This is a genomic window from Mumia xiangluensis (genome assembly GCF_010994095.1).
Taxonomy (GTDB): domain Bacteria; phylum Actinomycetota; class Actinomycetes; order Propionibacteriales; family Nocardioidaceae; genus Mumia; species Mumia xiangluensis.
Window position 1 is genome coordinate 430,021 of sequence record NZ_WJYO01000006.1, and the last position, 17,545, is coordinate 447,565.

The 17,545-nt window shown below is 71.5% G+C and carries 12 protein-coding genes and 1 rRNA gene; 8 read left to right on the forward strand and 5 right to left on the reverse strand.

All coding sequences use genetic code 11. From position 1 onward, the window contains the following. Positions 1 to 17 precede the first annotated feature (17 nt). The 6 genes from GH747_RS19740 to GH747_RS19765 all read left to right on the forward strand — a co-directional run bounded on the left by GH747_RS19740 (position 18) and on the right by GH747_RS19765 (position 6,644). Positions 18 to 2,543 carry a GcvT family protein gene (locus tag GH747_RS19740; protein WP_149771329.1) on the forward strand — a complete coding sequence of 842 codons (2,526 nt, stop codon included), beginning with the start codon at positions 18 to 20 and terminating at the stop codon, positions 2,541 to 2,543. Further along, positions 2,543 to 3,298 carry an electron transfer flavoprotein subunit beta/FixA family protein gene (locus tag GH747_RS19745; RefSeq protein ID WP_149771330.1) on the forward strand — a complete coding sequence of 252 codons (756 nt, stop codon included), beginning with the start codon at positions 2,543 to 2,545 and terminating at the stop codon, positions 3,296 to 3,298. The genes GH747_RS19740 and GH747_RS19745 overlap by 1 nt, the downstream gene beginning before the upstream one ends. Beyond that, positions 3,295 to 4,275, forward strand: a complete 981-nt coding sequence (locus tag GH747_RS19750; RefSeq protein ID WP_149771331.1) for an electron transfer flavoprotein subunit alpha/FixB family protein — start codon at positions 3,295 to 3,297, stop codon at positions 4,273 to 4,275. The genes GH747_RS19745 and GH747_RS19750 overlap by 4 nt, the downstream gene beginning before the upstream one ends. A gap of 46 nt (positions 4,276 to 4,321) precedes the next feature. After that, positions 4,322 to 4,969 (forward strand): NADPH-dependent F420 reductase, encoded by a 648-nt coding sequence (locus GH747_RS19755; protein WP_149771332.1) that lies wholly within the window; start codon positions 4,322 to 4,324, stop codon positions 4,967 to 4,969. A gap of 78 nt (positions 4,970 to 5,047) precedes the next feature. Further along, positions 5,048 to 6,142 carry a sulfite oxidase gene (locus GH747_RS19760; protein WP_149771333.1) on the forward strand — a complete coding sequence of 365 codons (1,095 nt, stop codon included), beginning with the start codon at positions 5,048 to 5,050 and terminating at the stop codon, positions 6,140 to 6,142. 151 nt (positions 6,143 to 6,293) lie between these two features. Then, complete coding sequence (locus GH747_RS19765; protein WP_149771334.1) at positions 6,294 to 6,644, forward strand: hypothetical protein; 351 nt, start codon at positions 6,294 to 6,296, stop codon at positions 6,642 to 6,644. Positions 6,645 to 6,654: 10 nt separating this feature from the next. Here the strand turns inward: GH747_RS19765 and GH747_RS19770 are convergent, their stop codons facing one another. Continuing rightward, positions 6,655 to 7,170 (reverse strand): hypothetical protein, encoded by a 516-nt coding sequence (locus tag GH747_RS19770; RefSeq protein ID WP_149771335.1) that lies wholly within the window; start codon positions 7,168 to 7,170, stop codon positions 6,655 to 6,657. 147 nt (positions 7,171 to 7,317) lie between these two features. On the opposite strand from GH747_RS19770, the gene GH747_RS19775 reads away from it, so the two are divergent. After that, positions 7,318 to 7,647, forward strand: a complete 330-nt coding sequence (locus tag GH747_RS19775) for a hypothetical protein (RefSeq protein ID WP_149771336.1) — start codon at positions 7,318 to 7,320, stop codon at positions 7,645 to 7,647. Continuing rightward, positions 7,644 to 8,228 carry a hypothetical protein gene (locus tag GH747_RS19780; protein WP_205603028.1) on the forward strand — a complete coding sequence of 195 codons (585 nt, stop codon included), beginning with the start codon at positions 7,644 to 7,646 and terminating at the stop codon, positions 8,226 to 8,228. The genes GH747_RS19775 and GH747_RS19780 overlap by 4 nt, the downstream gene beginning before the upstream one ends. 7 nt (positions 8,229 to 8,235) lie before the next feature. Here the strand turns inward: GH747_RS19780 and GH747_RS19785 are convergent, their stop codons facing one another. The 4 genes from GH747_RS19785 to rrf form a co-directional block, all read right to left on the reverse strand. After that, entirely contained in the window at positions 8,236 to 11,499 is a 3,264-nt protein-coding gene (locus tag GH747_RS19785; protein ID WP_149771337.1) for a UvrD-helicase domain-containing protein, read from the reverse strand. After that, a complete protein-coding gene (locus GH747_RS19790; protein WP_149771338.1) occupies positions 11,496 to 14,588 on the reverse strand; it encodes a PD-(D/E)XK nuclease family protein in 3,093 nt (1,030 codons plus the stop codon). The genes GH747_RS19785 and GH747_RS19790 overlap by 4 nt, the downstream gene beginning before the upstream one ends. 139 nt (positions 14,589 to 14,727) lie before the next feature. After that, the gene (locus tag GH747_RS19795; RefSeq protein WP_149771339.1) at positions 14,728 to 17,274 is read right to left on the reverse strand and encodes a DUF6351 family protein; all 2,547 of its coding nucleotides are present in this window, start codon (positions 17,272 to 17,274) and stop codon (positions 14,728 to 14,730) included. Positions 17,275 to 17,419: 145 nt separating this feature from the next. Next, positions 17,420 to 17,536, reverse strand: a 5S ribosomal RNA gene (rrf, locus tag GH747_RS19800). Between the last annotated feature and the right edge of the window lie 9 nt (positions 17,537 to 17,545).

Genomic DNA, 17,545 nt, shown 5'->3' on the forward strand with positions numbered 1-17,545 from the left:
CTCACACGGGAGATCACATGGCCCACGTCCCCAGCCAGGCCAAGGTCGTCGTCATCGGCGCCGGCATCGTCGGCAACAGTCTCGTCCACCACCTCGCGCAGCTCGGCTGGCGCGACATCGTGCAGCTCGACAAGGGCCCGCTGCCGAACCCCGGCGGATCAACCGGACACGCCTCGAACTTCATCTTCCCGGTGGACCACTCCCGCGAGATCACCGATCTGACGCTCGACTCGATGCGCCAGTACAAGGAGATGGGAGTCTTCACCGAGTCCGGCGGCTTCGAGCTGGCCCGGACCGAGGAGCGGATGGAGGAGCTGCGCCGCCGGATGTCCAGCGCGAGGGCGTGGGGTATCGACGCCGAGCTCGTCAGCCCCGAGTTCGTGAAGGAGAAGGTCCCGTTCATCGAGACCGACCAGTTCATCGGGGCGTTCTGGACCCCGAGCGTCGGTGTCGTCGACTCGCTCCGGGCCGGCACCCTCATGCGCGAGAGCGCACTCGCGACAGGAGCGCTGACGGTCGTGCCAGGCGTGGAGGTCACGGGCCTCGACGTCGAGGAGGGCGCTGACGGCCACCGCCGCATCTCCCGCGTACGGACGACCGACGGCGACATCGAGGCGGAGCACGTGGTGATCGCCTGCGGTGTGTGGAGCCCGAAGATCGGCGCCATGGCCGGCGTCTCGATCCCGCTGACGCCCGCCGTGCACCAGATGATCAGCGTCGGCCCCTGCCCGCAGCTCGCCGCGACCGACGGCGAGATCAGCTTCCCGATCGTCCGCGACATGGACACGTTCTGCTACGAGCGCCAGCACGGTGCCGACATGGAGGTCGGGTCGTACGCGCACCGCGCGATCCTCTACGAGCCCGAGGAGATCCCCTCGATCGAGCAGGCCAAGCTGTCGCCGACGGAGATGCCGTTCACGTCCGACGACTTCGACCCTCAGCTCGAGCAGGCGTACGAGCTGATGCCCGACCTGCTGGGCGCCGAGGGTGCCGAGATGCGCTACGCGATCAACGGCCTCCTCTCCCTCACCGCCGACGGGAGCCCGATCCTCGGCGAGAGCCACGTGAAGGGTCTGTGGACCGCGGCGGCCGTCTGGATCAAGGAGGGACCGGGGGTCGGGCGCGCGGTCGCGGAGTGGATGGTCCGCGGCCACTCCGAGATCGACGTCAGTCACAGCGACATCGCCCGCTTCCACCCGCACCAGCTGCGCAGGGAGCACACCAAGCTGCGGACGACCGAGGCGTTCATCAAGACGTACGGCATCGTGCACCCCGCCGAGCAGTACGAGTCCGACCGTCCGCAGCGACTCGCTCCGATGCACGCGTCGCAGCAGAAGCTCGGTGCGGTCTTCTTCGAGACCGGCGGCTGGGAGCGGCCCCACTGGTACGAGTCCAACGCCGGCCTCCTCGACGAGTACGGCGACGCCGTGATGCCGCGCGAGCACGAGTGGGACGCCCGCTGGTGGAGCCCGATCATCAACGCCGAGCACCTGCGGATGCGCGAGGCGGCAGGCGTGATCGACCTCTCGGCGTTCGAGGTCTTCGACATCGAGGGCCCCGGAGCGCTCGACACCGTGCAGGTGACCTGCGTCGCCCAGTGCGACGTACAGGTCGGCAAGGTCGTCTACACGCCCGTCCTCGACGCTGCCGGCGGGTTCAGGTCCGACCTCACCGTGATGCGGCTCGGCGAGGACCACTTCCGGGTCGTCACCGGCGCCGCTCACGGGCCCGCGGACCGACAGTGGTTCGCCGACCACGTCCCCGCCGACGGCGCGACCACCCTGACGTCCCGCACCGACGACATCTCCACGATCGGCGTGTGGGGTCCGAGGGCGCGCGACATCCTCGCGGGTCTCACCTCCGACGACGTCAGCGACGCGGGCTTCGGCTTCCTCTCGTGCCGCGAGATCCCGCTGAACGGCACCACGGTGCTCGCCTCGAGGATCTCCTACGTCGGTGAGCTGGGCTGGGAGCTGTACGTCGGGAAGGACGACGCTGCGGCGGTCTGGGACGCCCTGCTCGAAGCCGGCTCGTCGTACGGCGCGGTCCCGGTCGGCATCGGCGTCTACGGCACCACGGGCCGGATCGAGAAGGGCTACCGCGCGTTCGGGTTCGAGCTCGACGGCGAGCGCAGCATCGTCGAGGCGGCGATGCAGCGGCCGAAGGTGAAGGCCGCCGAGTTCGTCGGGAAGGCCGCCTACCTCGCGCAGCGCGACGCACCGCCCGCCGCCGTGCTGTGCACGATGACCGTCGACAACCACGTCTCGGCCTCGGGCACGAGGCGCTACATGCTCGGCGGTGAGCCGATCCTCACCCGCGAGGGCGGCACCCTGACCGACGACCACGGCCACCACCCGTACGTCACCACTGCCGGGTCCGCACCGTCGTTGGGCCAGCACCTCCTGCTCGCCTACCTGCCGCCGGACGAGGCACACCTCGGCAACGAGCTCGCCGTGTCCTACATGGAAGAGCTCTACCCGGTGACGGTGAGGTCGGTGGACGCGACCGGCCTGTGGGATCCCGCGAACGAGAGGATCCGCTGATGGTGGACGTCCTGGTGTGCGTGAAGCGGGTCGTCGACTCCTCCAGCGAGGTGGTCCTGACCGACGACGCACAGGCGGTCGACGGACGCTACGCGGGATTCACGATGAGCGCGCACGAGGAGTGCGCCGTGGAGCTCGCCGTACGCGCCGCTGCTGACGCGGGGACCACACGGGTGGTGACGCTCGGGGACGAGGACGCGGTCGAGCAGCTGCGGCACGCACTGGCCGTCGGCTGCTCCGAGGCCACCCACGTGGTCGCGGACTCCAGTGCGTTCGGCCCGGCAGACGTGGCGCGGGAGATGGCTGCCGTCGCGCGCGACCACGACTCGCAGCTGGTGCTGCTCGGCAACGACGCGGCCGACAGCGGGGACTTCCAGGTCGGCATCCGACTGGCGTACGCGCTGGGGTGGCCGGTGATCAACGGCGTCAGCACCGTCACGGTGGCAGACGGGACGGTGACCGCGTCGGGCACCGGGCCTGAGGGTCACGAGACGTACGAGGTGCCTCTCCCGGCGGTCGTCACCGTGCTCGAGGGCGGCGTGGAGCCCCGCTATCCGACGGTCACCGGTCGGATGAAGGCGAAGAAGGTCCAGATCGAGGAGCGCGAGCCCACGACCGCACCCACCGGGCCCTCCCGGGTCCGCCTGCTGCTCCCACCGCCCGCGCCGTCGGACGTCCAGATCCTCGGCAACGGGCCCGAAGCCGCACCCGCCGTGGTCGACGTGCTCGAGCAGCTGGGGGTGCTGGCGCGATGATCCTGGTGCTGGTGGAGACGTCGCTCGAGGGCGAGGCCGTCGAGGTGTCGCGCGAGGCGGTGACGTTCGCACGGGCGCTGTCGGCTGCCGGCGGCGACCGACCGATCGACGCCGTCACCGTCGGCGAGCCCTCCGCTGACCTGGTCGCCACGCTGGCGTCGTACGGCGTGCGCCGGGTGCACGCGCTGACCGGCGACGCGTTCACGTCGTACGCAGGCGCCGCGTGGGCCTCGGGGCTCATTTCCGTGCAGGAGCAGACCGGCGCAGACCTCGTGATGGCGGCCGGCACACCGCGGGGCAACGAGGTCATGGCCCACGTCGCGGCACGCACGGACGTCGCGATGGCCGCGAACGTGCTGGCGTTCGAGGGGCTGGACCCGTTCGTGGTCACGCGGCAGGTCGTCGGCGGCGCTGCACTGGAGGAGATGCGGCTGGGCGACCGGGTCGCCGTCCTCACCGTCGCCGGCCACGCCGTCGAGCCCCGCCGCGCGGAGACACCGGGCGCGGGCGAGCTGGTCGTCGAGACTCCCTCGATCGCCGAGGCCGACCTGGTCGCTCGCGTGGTCTCGACCGACGAGCCCGAGCCGGACCTGTCGGGTGCGCTGACGTCGTCCCGCGTGGTCGTCGGCGCGGGGCGCGGCGCCGGATCGGCCGACGGGTTCACCGACCTGCTCGAGCTCACCGACCTGCTCGGCGCCTCGCTCGGCGTCTCGCGGGTCGTGACCTCGCTGGGCTGGCGACCCCACCACGAGCAGGTCGGCCAGACCGGGTCACGCATCTCGCCGGACCTCTACATCCCGTGCGGGATCAGCGGCGCCATCCAGCACTGGGCAGGCTGCGCGTCGTCGAAGACGATCCTCGCCGTCAACACCGACGTCGATGCGCCCATGGTCACCAAGGCCACGTACGCGGTGATCGGCGACCTGCACGAGGTGGTTCCCGCGATCAACGCCGAGATCCGTCGGCGGCGCGGCTGATCGCCCGCCCGGAATACCCGCCGCACGCGGCGGGTTGGCCACACCCATGACCACCATCGGACTCATCGGTTCCGGTCACATCGGCAGCCAGCTGGCGCGTGTGGCCATCTCCCAGGGGTATGACGTCGTTCTGAGCAACTCGCGCGGTCCCGAGACCCTCGCCGACCTGGTCGACGAGCTCGGCCCGAAGGCCCGCGCCGGCACGCCGGAGGAGGCGGCGGAGGCGGCTGACATCGCCGTCGTCACGACGCCGCTCGCCGCGATCCCTGCCGTCCCCGTCGCACCGCTGGCGGGCAAGGTCGTGATCGAGACCAACAACTACTACCCGCAGCGGGACGGGCAGATCGCCGAGCTGGACGACGAGTCGACCACCGTCTCGGAGCTGCTGCAGCGGCACCTCCCCGAGTCGAAGGTCGTCAAGGCCTTCAACCACATCGCCGCCCCGCACATCACCGAGCACGCCACCCCCGCGGGCACCGCGAACCGCCGCGCGCTCGCGATCGCCGGAGACGACGCCGATGCCAAGGCGACCGTCACCGCGTTCATCGACGCCGCCGGCTTCGACGTCGTCGATGTCGGCCCGCTGGCGGAGGGATGGCGCACCCAGCGCGACACCGCCGCGTACGTCGCACCGTTCAACGCCGACGAGCTCCGCCAGAAGGTCGCCGAGGCGAAGCGCTACCGCGACATGTGAGGCGCCGCCGGGCGGGGCTGTGCGCCCCGCCCGGTGGACTCCGACCGGTCCTCGGTGGTACGACGGCAGGGGGCCATCATGACCATCGACGACTGGATCAGTCCGCCCGCGCGAGCGGCCGAGTCCGACGACATCTCGCTAGACGAGCTCCGGCTGGCGACCCGCAACCACGGGATGCCGCTGGAGATGCTCGACCTGGACCTCACACCGCCGGGGCTCCACTACGTGCTCGTGCACTACGACATCCCGTTGCTGGACCCGGCGACCTACCGCCTCTCGGTCGACGGCCACGTCGAGCGTCCGTTCTCGGTGGACCTCGACGAGCTTGCGACCCTCGAGCCCGTCGCCCGTCGAGTGACGCTCGAGTGCGCCGGCAACGGACGGGCCAGGACGTCGCCACGACCCATCAGCCAGCCCTGGCTCGACGAGGCGGTCGGCACAGCCGAGTGGTCGGGCGTGCCGCTCGCGGCCCTGCTCGACCGGGCGGGAGTCCGGCCGGGTGCGGAGTCGGTGGTGTTCAGCGGGGCCGACCACGGCTTCGAGCGCGGGATCGAGCAGGACTTCCGGCGTGCACTCCCCTACGACGAGATCGAGCGGGACGAGGTGTTCCTCGCGACCGCGATGAACGGGGCGCCGCTGCCGCCGCAGCACGGCGCCCCCGTACGACTCGTGGTCCCCGGCTGGTACGGCATGGCGCACGTCAAGTGGGTGGTGCGGATCACGGTGCTGGACCGCCCGTTCGACGGGTTCCAGAACGCGACCGCGTACCGCATCAAGCGCGACGCCGATGACCGCGGCGAGCCCGTCACACGGATGGCGCCTCGCGCGCTGATGCATCCCCCGGGCTTCCCGGACTTCATGTCGCGCACGCGGATCGTCGACGCCGGGCGGCAGGCGCTGACCGGGCGCGCGTGGTCGGGCTTCGCGCCGATCACCCGTGTCGAGGTCAGCACCGACGGGACGGCGACCTGGGCCGACGCCGACCTGGCGCCGTGCGTCGCGGCGTACCTGTGGCAGGCGTGGAGCTTCATCTGGGAGGCGACTCCGGGGCCGACGGAGCTCAGCGTGCGAGCGACCGACGCCGACGGGCGTACGCAGCCCCTCGACCAGCAGTGGAACCGCCAAGGGATGGCCAACAGCCACGTCCAGCGGGTGCCTGTCGTCGTGCGCTGAGAGCTCCTGGACCTCGCTTTCGCGTGGCGAGCCTCACAGCCCAAGACGCGTCATGGCTGACGCGTCACCACGTCCCTTCCATACTGGACAGAGACGACGAATCGGACAGTCTCGGATCGACGTCGTCAGAGCGAGATCGAGGAGCAGGGGCATGTTCGGGATCGACTACGTGGTCGGCGGGTACGCGGTACGGCGCGCCGTCGACGGCCGCCGCGCCGACCGCGGCCACGTGTTCGTCGTGGCGGACGTCGAGGTGACGAACCGCGACGACGACCCGACGACGATCCACGCGGTCCCCGCGTTCTTCGTCGCCGCCGACGGCACCGAGCACCCCCCGGTCCCGCCGGAGGACTGGCTCGTCTACGGCATGCGGCTGCTCCCGCAGGTCAGGCACCACGTCCGCGTGCTGTTCGAGGTCCCGGCCATGCTCGCGCCCGGCGGCGCCGTCCGCTTCATCCGCACCGAGCAGCCGGCACCGCAGCGCCTCCACCTCGCGTCGTAGCGGCTCCCGGTCACCCGCGCGCGAGGCGGCGTACGGGACGGGCGTCGTCGAGCGACGAGCCGCGGATCGTCCGCGCGGCGACGTAGACCTTGCGGGTGCGGTGCCCTTCGAGGCACGTCCGCGGGACCGAGATCCGGATGGTTCCGGTCGCCCGCCGCCACGATCCGCGGAGCCCGTCGCACGACCGAGGGTGTGCGTCGAAGTGGTCGAAGAACAGCAACCGGGTCGTCGTCCGGTCACCGGGCCTCTTGCGCACCACCGCCACGTAGCCCGCCTCGAAGACGCCGAACCTGCTGATCGCGAGGGACGCGCGGCCCTTCCTGCCGAGCTCCGGCACCCGGATCCGCGCCGCGACGCGCGTCTCGGTGTGCCGGTAGGTCACCCGCGCGATGTCGATGGACGCCGGCGCGTCGTCCCGCCGGTCCTCGCGGACGCGCTCGTCGGCCGCAGCGGGCGGCGCGGCCAGGACGAGTGCTGCGGCGCAACCGGCCGCCGTGGCGACGGTGAACGCGATGCGAGACTTCATGATGATCCCCCTCGACTCGGTTCTCCCACTGTCCGCCCGCCCGGGGTCAGCACCACCCCCGCTTGCGCCGTGACAGATCTCCCGGGCGTGACCCTTCTGCCCCGTAGCCTCGGTCGAGTTCCCCGACGATCGACGAAGGGGACGACCATGAGCGACATCGACCGTACGATCACTGCCGTCGGTGTCCGCCGGTCCGAAGGCGGTCGTCTCCCGAGCCCCGGCCACGTCCTGGTCGTCGCCGACGTCTCCGTCAGCAGTCGCGGGCAGGGCGTCGTGATCGGCTCGCTTCCCGCGGTCTTCGTGGCCTCCGACGGCAGCGAGCACCGCGCGCTGCCGGTCGACGCCTCGAGCGCCACGGCCGTCCTCGAGCCGTACACGACGCGCCCGGTCCGCGTGCTGTTCGACGTCCCGCGCAAGGTCGCCCTCAGCGGGCAGGTCCGGTTCGCCGCCAGCCTCCCGCGTACGATCGCAGGGTGACTGCGAGCACCTTCCGGATCGGCGATGGACAGCCGGTCGCGTACGAGACCGCGAAGCAACTCTGGGCGAAGAGCGCACGGGACGTCCTGGCCGAGACGGCCCGCAAGTACGGCGGCGACGTGACCGACGAACAGCTCGCGGCGGAGGTCCAGCGGCGCACGGGAGTGAAGACTCGGGTCCACGTCGCGACCTGGCTCGTCGAGGTGCTCGACGAGGTCGCCACGGACGCCCACAAGCGTGGCGAGCCAGCCCTCACCGCGCTGTGCGTCCGTGAGTCCGGCCGGGTCGGCGACAGCTACCGCGACGTCGTGTCACGCCTGACCGGCACGCCGATCCCCGACGGAGAGCGCCACGCCGCCGAGCAGCGGTTCGCCTGCTACCAGCGGTTCGGGGCGACGCTCCCCGCCGACGGCGGTCGCCCGATGCCATCGCGGCGGGTGGCGGCAAGCACCTCGAAGCCAAGCACCTCGAAGCCCGTACGGCGTGCGCCAGCGCCCGCCAAGGTGGAGCGGCCCGTGGTCGTGTGCCCGCAGTGCTTCATGGCGGTGCCCGCGACGGGTGTCTGCGACTCCTGCGGCTGATCGCCGCTCAGACCTCGACGGCTGTGCTCGTCTCCGGATGGAGGAACAGCAGCTGCACGGTGACCTGGCTGCCGGTCGCAGCCGCGAGACACGTCCGGTACGCGTCCATCTGCGGCCGGTAGTACGCGACGCGCGACGCGAGTCCGCCGGCCGGGACGGCGTCAGTCTTGTAGTCGACGACGACGAGCGTGCCGTCGTCGTCGCGGAAGATCAGGTCGACGTAGCCTTCGAGGATCGTGCCGTCGGCCTGCTCGGTGCCGACGTACGTCTCGCGCCAGTGCTCACGCTCGGCCGCTCGTCGCACGAGGTCGCTGCCCAGGGCTGATCGCACCAGTGCGAGGACGAGTGCCTCCTGGTCGACCACCCCCTCCGCGAGCGCCTGCGCAGCGACAGCCTGCTCGAGGCCGTCACCGGTGCGGAGGTCGACGACCTGGAGGACGCCGTGGACCGCACGCCCGATGGCGGAGCCGTAACGTCCCTTGGACCACGGCGGCAGCTCGAGATCACGCGGGCCCTTCGCACTCCCCCGGGCGCCGTCGTCGAGGTCTCCGTCGAGCTCGGCGAGCACCACCTCGGGCTCCGTGCCCTCCAGGCCGGACGCCGTCACGGCCGCAGGGACCCGGGCGCGCGCCTGCGCCGCCTCGACCGCCCCGAGCCAGGTCGCGTGGTCGGGCAGCGCCGCAGACTCGAGAGGTGGCGAGTGCGGGACACCCCCCGGCGACGGACGCGCCGCGAACTCCCGCGGGTCGCCTGCATGCGCGGCGCCGGCGTCCGCGAGGAGCTTGGCGGCCGTGGCCTTGGTGCTGCCCGCGGCACGGTGCAGCGACACCACCAGGTGATCGCGTGCCCGCGTGGCAGCGACGTACAGGAGACGACGCTTCTCGAGCTCGTCCATCTGCTCGTCGATCGGCATCTCGGTGCTGAAGTCACCGGTCTGGATCGCACTGGTCAGGCTCGCCGCGTAGCCGCCCTCGGTCCACAGGAACCGCACGCCGCGCGCAGGGCTCTGCTGCGCGGTCATGCCCGACAGGATGACGATCGGGAACTCGAGGCCCTTCGCTGCGTGGATCGTCATGACGCGCACGGCATTCACGTCGGTCTCCGGCAGGATCGCCTCGGCCACCCGGGTGGTCTCCTGGCCCTGGTGCGCAGCCCACGCGAGGTACGCCCGGAGTCCTCCGTGGCTCGCCTCCGACCACGCCCTCGCCTGGTCCACGACGAACCGCAGCCGTCGCCACGAGTCTCGCGCCCGCGGTCCGAGTGCTCCGACCTCGAGCATCCTGCGCTCGGCCACGATGCGTCCGAGGACCTCGCTGGGTGTCAGCCAGCGCGCGGCGTACGACAGTCGGCGCAGGTAGTCGAGCGCCGCTCCGACCGGTGAACCGGCGAGGTCCTCGGACGGCGGGTCTGCGTGGATCGTGAACCGTCCCCCTGCCTGCTTCCAGCGCCACAGGTCGTCGTCGCCGCACCCGAACAGCGGCGACCGGAGCGCCGCGACGAGGGAGAGCTCGTCGCTGATGTCCGCGATCGCCCGCGCGCAGGCGAGCAGGTCACGCACCTCGCGGGCCTGGTAGACGAGCGAGCTCGCCTCGGCGCGGTACGGGACGCCTGCGGTGTCGAGGGCGTCCTCGAGGTACGGGAGGGACGTCCGCGCGGGGACGAGGACGGCGATGTCGCGCGGCTCGGCCGGGCGCCACCTGCCGGTGCGCTCATCGAACACGGTCCAGCCTTCGTCGATCGCCGCACCGATCACGCCCGCCACGTCGGCGGCCTCCCTGGTGCGGAGGAGGGCCGCCGCCGCGCGGGGAAGGTCGGTGTGCTCCGCGCCACCGAGGACCGTCACAGCGGGTCCGCTGCCTGTGGTCGCCCGAGCGGGTTGCAGGGCCTCGTACTCAGGCTGAGCCGCAGCCTGCTCGACGATCAGTGTGCCGAACACCGCGTTGAGCCAGTCGAGGATCGGGGCGACCGTGCGGAAGTTGGTCGTGAGATGGGCACGCGCACCGAGGTGGTCCTGCGCGTCGAGGTACGTGGCGATGCTCGCGCGTCGGAAGCGGTAGATCGACTGCTTGGCGTCGCCGACGACGAAGATCCGGCCGCCCGGCACCGTGACGTCACGCCAGCTCGCCTGACTCGCCTCGGCACCCCCGGCGATACGGACCGCCAGCTCGATCTGGATGGGGTCGGTGTCCTGGAACTCGTCGAGAAGCAGCCGCTGGTAGCTGGCGTGCAGGGCGGCGCGGACGTCGGCGTGCTTGCGCAGGAGGTCACGCGCGAGGACCAGGAGGTCGTGGAACTCGAGCGTGCCCTCGCGCCGGCGAGCGTCCGCGGCCTCCTGCACGCGCAGCGCCGTCCACCGGGTCAGGTGACGCAAGCACTGGTCGAGCACGCCACCCACCAGCGCGGCAGCCTCCGCCGCGACCGCGCTGCACGCGTCGCGCACCCCGACGATGTCGACCGCCCACCGGTCTTTGCGTCCGATCCGGCCGAACTTCAGCCCACCGATACGGCGGAGCACGTCCATGCGGGTCTCGACGTCACCGGCGGCGTTCAGAAGGACGCCCAGCGCGGCGAGGTCCCCGATCCGGGCGAGCAGCTTGTCGTCGCGGTCGCGGCAGTCGTCGCCCAGTCGCACCGCGGCGTCGACGCGGACGAGGAAGGCGGAGAGGTCCGGCACGACGAGCGGCGGCTGCTCGACAGCGAGCACGTGGTCGTCCAGCAGGTCCCAGTCGTTGCCGAGCACGTGTGCGAGCGACCGGACGTGAGTGAGCTTCATGCCGACGGCGAGCCCGACGAGGAGCGGCTCGGCGATGCTGTCGTCGTCGAGCAGCTCGATCTGCAGCTGCGCCCACCGCTGCTCGAACGCGACCGACGACCCGACCTCGTCGAGGAGCTCCAGCACCGGAGGGAGACCCGCCTCGATCGGGTGCTCCATCAGCAGGCGCTGCGCGAACGCGTGCAGCGTCCCGATCGCCGCCCCGTCGAGGTCGTCCAGCGCAGCTGCGGCGAGGGCCTTCTCGGCGGGATCGACGGCTCCCTGCCACTGCTTCTCGAACTTCGCACGGAGCCTGTCCCGCAGCTCGGCGCCGGCCTTCTCGGTGAACGTGACGGCCGCGACGTGCCGCATCGGCACCTGGTCCCTCAGCACCAGGGTCGTGATGCGGTCCACCAGCGCCGTCGTCTTGCCGGAGCCGGCGCCGGCGTTGACGAAGAGCGTGTCGCCGGTGGCCTGGCTGATCTGATCGCGGTCCTGCTGGTCGCCGAGCGCACTCACGCCGCTCCCCCGTCAGCCGCGGTCTCGTCCAGGGCACCGGGATCGATCAACGTGACCAGCTCGCGCAGCGCGGGATCGGCGCGCTGACGCTCCCAGCGCTCGCGCTGCTCGACGTGGCCGATGCCGTCGGGATTGCAGTACGGGCACTGCACCCAGGCGAAGTCGGGTGCCTCGGGCGCCTTGCCCGGGAACAGCCCGCCGGCGATCGAGCGCACCAGGACGTCGAGCGTCTCGGCATACGCGGACTCGACCTCCGGGGTCAGCTGGAGGTCGATACGTCCGGGTTCGCGCCGCACGAACCAGTAGCCGGCCGTCACCGGTGTCTCGCGATCGCCGTAGGCGGCACGGGCGGCGTACGCGTAGACCGGGAGCTGCAGCTTGGTGCCTGCGACGAGCGGATCGTCCTGGTTGATCTCCTTGAACAGCCGACGGCTGCCGGTCTTGATGTCGGTCACGAAGAGACGGGAGTCGGTGGCGTCGACCTTGTCGGCGCTGCCGCGCATCAGGACGCGGCCGCCGGGGACCCTGACCTCCACGGGCGACCGGCCGTCCATGCCGAAGGCCAGCTCACTCGCAAGCACCCGCGCTCCGATGGCGGCGCGCCAGAGGTCGTCGGCGTCCAGCATGGCGACGAGGTCGGCGAGGACGCGCAGCCGCTCCGGCTCCCACAGCCGCGGATGCCCGGTCAGGCCGCGTGCCTCGGCCTCGCGTGTCTTCTCGTCGGCGATGTCCACCAGCCGCGCTCGCTGGGCCGGGGTCCAGGGCTCCCCAGGTCCGGGCAGGTCGTCACGAAAGTCGGTCACGAGCTGCTCGATGCACGCGTGCACCAGCGTCCCGACGTCCGCCGGGGACATGGTGACCGTGTCCTCGGGCTGCTCCACCGGGCGTACGCCGAGCAGCCGCTGCACGAAGTACGCGTGGGGGCAGGCGGCGTACGACTCGAGCGTGGTCGGCGAGACCAGCCGCTCTTCGCGAGCGAAGTCGGGCAGACCGTCGACGGCGGCGAGGTTGCCGTCGTACCGGGTGAACGCGTGCCCCGCCCGCGCCTCGACCATCGCGTGCGCGGCATCGACGGTCGGGTCGTCGAGCGCGCCCGTGACCGCGGCGCGGACCTGCCACTCTTGCTCCGTGGCCGGCATCGCTGCGGTGAGCAGCTCGCCCGCGAACGACCCCGACGTCGCGAACGCGTCGGGGAACTCGGCGTCCTCCCACTCGGTCGCGGCGAGTCCCCTGTCGTCCACGAGTGCACGCAGCGTGCCGAGCAGCCACCGGCTGGGGAGCCGCCGTGTCGAGCGTCGCAGGTCGCCGCGCGGGAAGGTCGCGACGACCGTCCGGGCACTGGCGAACGCCGCGAGCAGGTGACGGTACTTCGTGTGGAGGCGTTCGTGCGCGTCCTGCAGCTCGTCCGGGACGAGAGCGCGCACCCGCGCAGGAAGCAACGCGTCCTCCCGGGTGCCGCCCGGATAGAGATCCTCGCTCAGGCCGACCGCGTACGTGATCTCGAGGTCGAGGCCGACCGTCGCGGAGAGCGGCGCCACCAGGATGCCCTCGCCGAACCGTCCGACCCGCGGCAGCGACGCATCCAGCTCGACCTCGAGCACGTCGCGCAGCATCGTCAGCGACGCCGAGCCTTCGACGTCCTCGAGCGATGCGAGACCGCGCAGCGTCGAGACCACCGCCGCGGCGGCGTACTGCTCGTCCGGCGGCAGCGTCCGCAGCTCGTCCGGTGCCCCCACGAGCGTCGTGAAGAGCTCGAGGCACCAGGCGGCGAGGTCGCGCCAGCTGGTCATCGTGCCGGCCCGGGCGAGCTCCGCACGCAGCGTCACCGCGAACGTGCGCAGGTCGCCTGCCGTGGCAGCGTTCTGGCGGTGCCGGTCGACCCGCCAGGTCTCGTCCTCGTCGCGCTCGAGCTCGGCCGCGCGGGACTGCTCGTCGGCGGCGTAGAGGGCGAGACGCTCGACCCAGTCGTCGCCCCGCATCACCCCGGCCGCGCGGGACAGCCGCTCCCAGCGCGTCACCGGGATGCGCTCACCGGTGAAGGCGCGCGTCGGGGCATTGGCGACCGCACGGAACAGGTCGGGTCGTGCCATGTCGGTGTCGTCGAGGCGAAGCACCTCGAGAAGCACCCGTGCCACGGCTCGCTCGGTCACCCCCCGGACCCCGGGCCCGTTGAACGCCACCCCGGCCTGGGTCAGGTGCTCGTGGAGGAGGCGAGCGTACGGCGAGGCTGCGGCATACAGGATGGCGACCCGGGACGCCGGGACGGTCTGCAGCGTGACGAGGACGTCACGGACGACGCACCGGACCTCGTCGTCGGAGTCGGAGGCGTTGATGACCCGGTCGGCGACCGCGACCTCGGCCCGGGCGGTCGGCGGCGCGTCCACGCCGATGCGGGCGATGGTGTCGCGCGGGGCCGCATCGGCGCGCACCGCGTGGGTGAGACCGAGCACCACGTCGACGTCGGTGGCGGAACCCAGGGCCTGGACGAGGCGCCGCTCGCTCGGCGTCAGCACCTGGGGAAGGTAGACGACGACCGGCGACGGGAATCCGTCCGCACGCACAGCCTCGGACGCGGCGTCGACGAGGTCGGTCGCGTCGTACCAGTCGCTCCCCAGCGCAGTCTGGACGCCGCGGTGAAGGCGCACGAGGTCGCTCGCGAGCGCCGACGCGCCGCCGATCGTGGTGAGGCCTCCGTCGCTGACCTCGCGGAGCTCGGCGTACGCACGGCCCAGCGCGGTGATCGTGGCCGGGTGCGTGGCAACCTCGGCGAACACCCCCGGGTCCTCCCGCAGCTGCGTGCGCCAGGCGGACGCGACCACCGGACGAGTCGCAGGGCGGCGCGGGGCGAGGGTGTGGGCCGCGATCCGCTCCGCGAGCCGCGGGAGGGTCGTGACGTCGATGCCCGCGACGCCGCGCCCACCGGCACTGCCTCGTGCCAGGTGGCGCCGCGCGACGATGCCGGCGAGGTTGCTCGGCGCGAGGATCGTGACCTCACGCATGGGGTCGTCGGACTTCCAGCGGCCGACGACGTCGGCAAGGCGTTGCAGCGCGTCGTGCCCGTACGACGCCGTGCTCACCGTGATGCCCATGCTTCCTCCGTCACCGACTGCGGACATCCCAGCACATGGCGGTGACAGTGACCACCGCGTACGCCCCGCGGCACCGCTCACGCACAACCCGGTCTCGGCGGCACGCCCCCGTGGTGCCGCCGAGACCGGTGGATCGGGGTCAGCGCCGACGCGGCTTCCCGGCGTCCGGCTTGCTGTAGTCGCACACGCCGTCGGGGAAGACCGCCTTCAGCCGCGCGGTCTGCTCCGCCGTCGGCCGCCACGCGCCGTACAGGCCCTTGCGAACCGCCCGCTCGACGGGCTGAGTGGAGCACTTCCAGACGCCGCCCTCGTACGGGCCTCCCGCCACGCGTCGCGACGACGAGTAGATCGGGAACTTCTGCGTGCAGGCCCCCGACGCACGCTCGTCGAGCACGCCGTCCCACACGCGCCGGCCGGACGCGATGAGCGAGCCGTCGGTCGCGAAGCACGAGTCGACCGCCTGGGCCGGCTTGTTGCCGGCGACGCCACGCCTCGGGTTGGCCTCGATGTTGCGCATCCACTGGTCCATCACCGCGAACGCCATCGGCGTCTGGTCGAACTGCGTCGACGGGCGTGCGTCGGTGAACCAGATGACCTGGTTGGAGGCGTCGCCGTCGGCGTTGAGCATGCGCTGGCGCGACGCGAACGACTGCTGCGTGTTGTGCATGTCGAGGTCGTCCTCGAGGTAGTTGCGCCAGTCGATGACGGGGATGTCGATGTCGCCCTGGAACTGCATGCCGGACGTGTACGCCGCGCGCATCGCGTCGCGGTCGCCCTCGCGCCGCGGTGCCGGCGTGGTGCCGCCATCGGGGCTCAGCTGCATGTTGCGGGAGCTCCACGGGTCGAAGTTCTGGGGAGAGAAGGCACCCGCGAACGGGAAGCCCTCCTCGACCATGTCGGCCGAGTCCTTCCAGCTGCCGACCTTCGCGTTCAGGTCCAGGAACTCAGCGGGCGTGATGACGCCCTCGGTCAGCGCCTCCAGGCCGTACTGGACACCGACGTTGTCCCACGGGACCCGCGCGTAGCCGGTCTCGTCGGTGCCGTAGATGTTCACGAGATCCGCCCAGTGCGTCCACTCCACGCCCTCGGCGCCCTGAGCGAGCTTGTCGAGGTCGTCGACATCGGTGAACGTCGGGTTCATCGCGAGCGGCGTGAGGCCGAACCACCCCGGCTTGCACTCCATCAGAGCGGGCGCCGGCGAGGCCGGGTCGCGTGTCATGACCTGGTAGCCGAGCGCCTGGTACGCGCCGTACAGCTGGTTCCACTGGGCGATCTCGCCGGCCGACAGGTTCTTCGGGTAGCTCGTGCCGTTGAGGCCGATGATCGCCTGGCGGACCTCCGGGTCCTTCCACTTCGGGTTCGTACGGTCCGTCGCGTCGAAGTAGTGCTCGAGGAGCTCGCAGTCCCCGACGTGGATGACCTGGGTGACCATGTCGGGGTACGAGTACTGGGCGATTGCGGCATCGATCAGGCCAGGGTGGTTCTGCGCGTACACGTACTGCTGGATGGCCCCACCGGAGCCGCCCACGGCCACGGTGTAGTCGGGCACGCCGTGCGTCTCGACCGTGTGCTCCTTCAGCATCAGCGCCGTCTCGCCGCCGAGCTGCAGGTTGTAGTGCGTGCTCGTGCGCGTGCCGCTCGACCACATCACGCCGTACCCGAGCTTGAGCAGGTCGGCTGGGAGCATCGCGCTGTCGCTGGTGGTGCCCTGGGTGTGGCCGATGGCGACACCGCCCTGGAAGCTGAAGACCAGACGCTTGTTCCACAGCGAGTCGTCCGGCTTGGTCGGGTCTGCCTCGCCGACCGGCGCGAGCATGGCGACGCTGTAGATGAACCGGTTGATCGTGCCACGCTCCCAGCGGACGATGAAGGGCACGGTCTTGCCGTCCATGGTCGTGGTGGTGGCGGTGTCGCCCGGCGGGTTCGCCGGGTCGTCGAGCCAGTGGAACCGGTTGTCGGTGGTCGACCGGTACACGTAGCCGTAGCGGGTCTCCGCCGCGCAGTCGCCGCTCCACCCGACGATGTCCGCGTCGGCAGTCGGGTAGCCGCGGCCGTCCTGCGGGTAGCCGCCGTTCGCATCCTCCGCGGCGACCGGGATGCCGAACTGGTCCTGGTTGTCGACGAGGGGCTGCCCGAGGATCATCCGCCCGTCGAACCGGCCGCGGGCCGTGGTGCAGACGAAGGGCTGCTGCTGGGGCCCGGAGAAGATCGGCCCGCTGGTCGGGTGGTTGACGAGAGTCACGCTGGTCCCGCTGGTTGAGCGAGCCCCCTTCCCGCTGGTTGAGCGAGCCCCCTTCCCGCTGGTTGAGCGAGCCCCCTTCCCGCTGGTTGAGCGAGCGGAGCGAGTCGAAACCCTCACCCGGTTCTTCCCGACCTCGAGCTCGTCGACGAGCCCGACCAGCGTGCCGTCCGAGGAAGGGGCGAAGGACGCGGTGACGTCGTCGCCGTTGAGCGTCACGCGAACGTCTTGCGGGCGTGCCTTCTTCGGGAGGGAGATCTCGAGCAACGCGTCGCCGCCGGTGACCTGGTCGGGTTCGCCGGAGAGAACCGTGATCCGGAGCTGGTTGCCATGGTGCTTGCGGTGCTCCTGGCTGGCCGACGCCGTCTCGGCGGCCACGAGTGCCAGTGCGGCGACGGAAAGGGCGGTGGCCGCTGCGGCTAGCCGGCGGACGACTCGACTGGACATCGGGGGACCTCCTCAGGCAACCTCGTCGTCGCCATTGGCGGACACCCTAGTGTGATCCGGGTCACGTCGCCAGAGCAGTGTCTGGATATGACGAAATGACCGAAGGCCGTCACCTGGTGGTGACGGCCTTCGGCCTTAAAAGTATGTCCGGCGGCGTCCTACTCTCCCACACAGTCTCCCGTGCAGTACCATCGGCGCTGAAGGGCTTAACTTCCGGGTTCGGAATGTTACCGGGTGTTTCCCCTTCGCCATGGCCGCCGTAACCCTACGG

Bases quoted from the DNA above. Each gene is read 5' to 3' on its own strand.
- GH747_RS19775 (WP_149771336.1), top strand. From the start codon at position 7,318: ATGAGCGACATCGACCGTACGATCACTGCCGTCGGTGTCCGCCGGTCC.
- GH747_RS19750 (WP_149771331.1), top strand. From the start codon at position 3,295: ATGATCCTGGTGCTGGTGGAGACGTCGCTCGAGGGCGAGGCCGTCGAG.
- GH747_RS19790 (WP_149771338.1), bottom strand. From the start codon at position 14,588: ATGGGCATCACGGTGAGCACGGCGTCGTACGGGCACGACGCGCTGCAA.
- GH747_RS19740 (WP_149771329.1), top strand. From the start codon at position 18: ATGGCCCACGTCCCCAGCCAGGCCAAGGTCGTCGTCATCGGCGCCGGC.
- GH747_RS19755 (WP_149771332.1), top strand. From the start codon at position 4,322: ATGACCACCATCGGACTCATCGGTTCCGGTCACATCGGCAGCCAGCTG.
- GH747_RS19765 (WP_149771334.1), top strand. From the start codon at position 6,294: ATGTTCGGGATCGACTACGTGGTCGGCGGGTACGCGGTACGGCGCGCC.
- GH747_RS19760 (WP_149771333.1), top strand. From the start codon at position 5,048: ATGACCATCGACGACTGGATCAGTCCGCCCGCGCGAGCGGCCGAGTCC.
- GH747_RS19770 (WP_149771335.1), bottom strand. From the start codon at position 7,170: ATGAAGTCTCGCATCGCGTTCACCGTCGCCACGGCGGCCGGTTGCGCC.
- GH747_RS19745 (WP_149771330.1), top strand. From the start codon at position 2,543: ATGGTGGACGTCCTGGTGTGCGTGAAGCGGGTCGTCGACTCCTCCAGC.
- GH747_RS19795 (WP_149771339.1), bottom strand. From the start codon at position 17,274: ATGTCCAGTCGAGTCGTCCGCCGGCTAGCCGCAGCGGCCACCGCCCTT.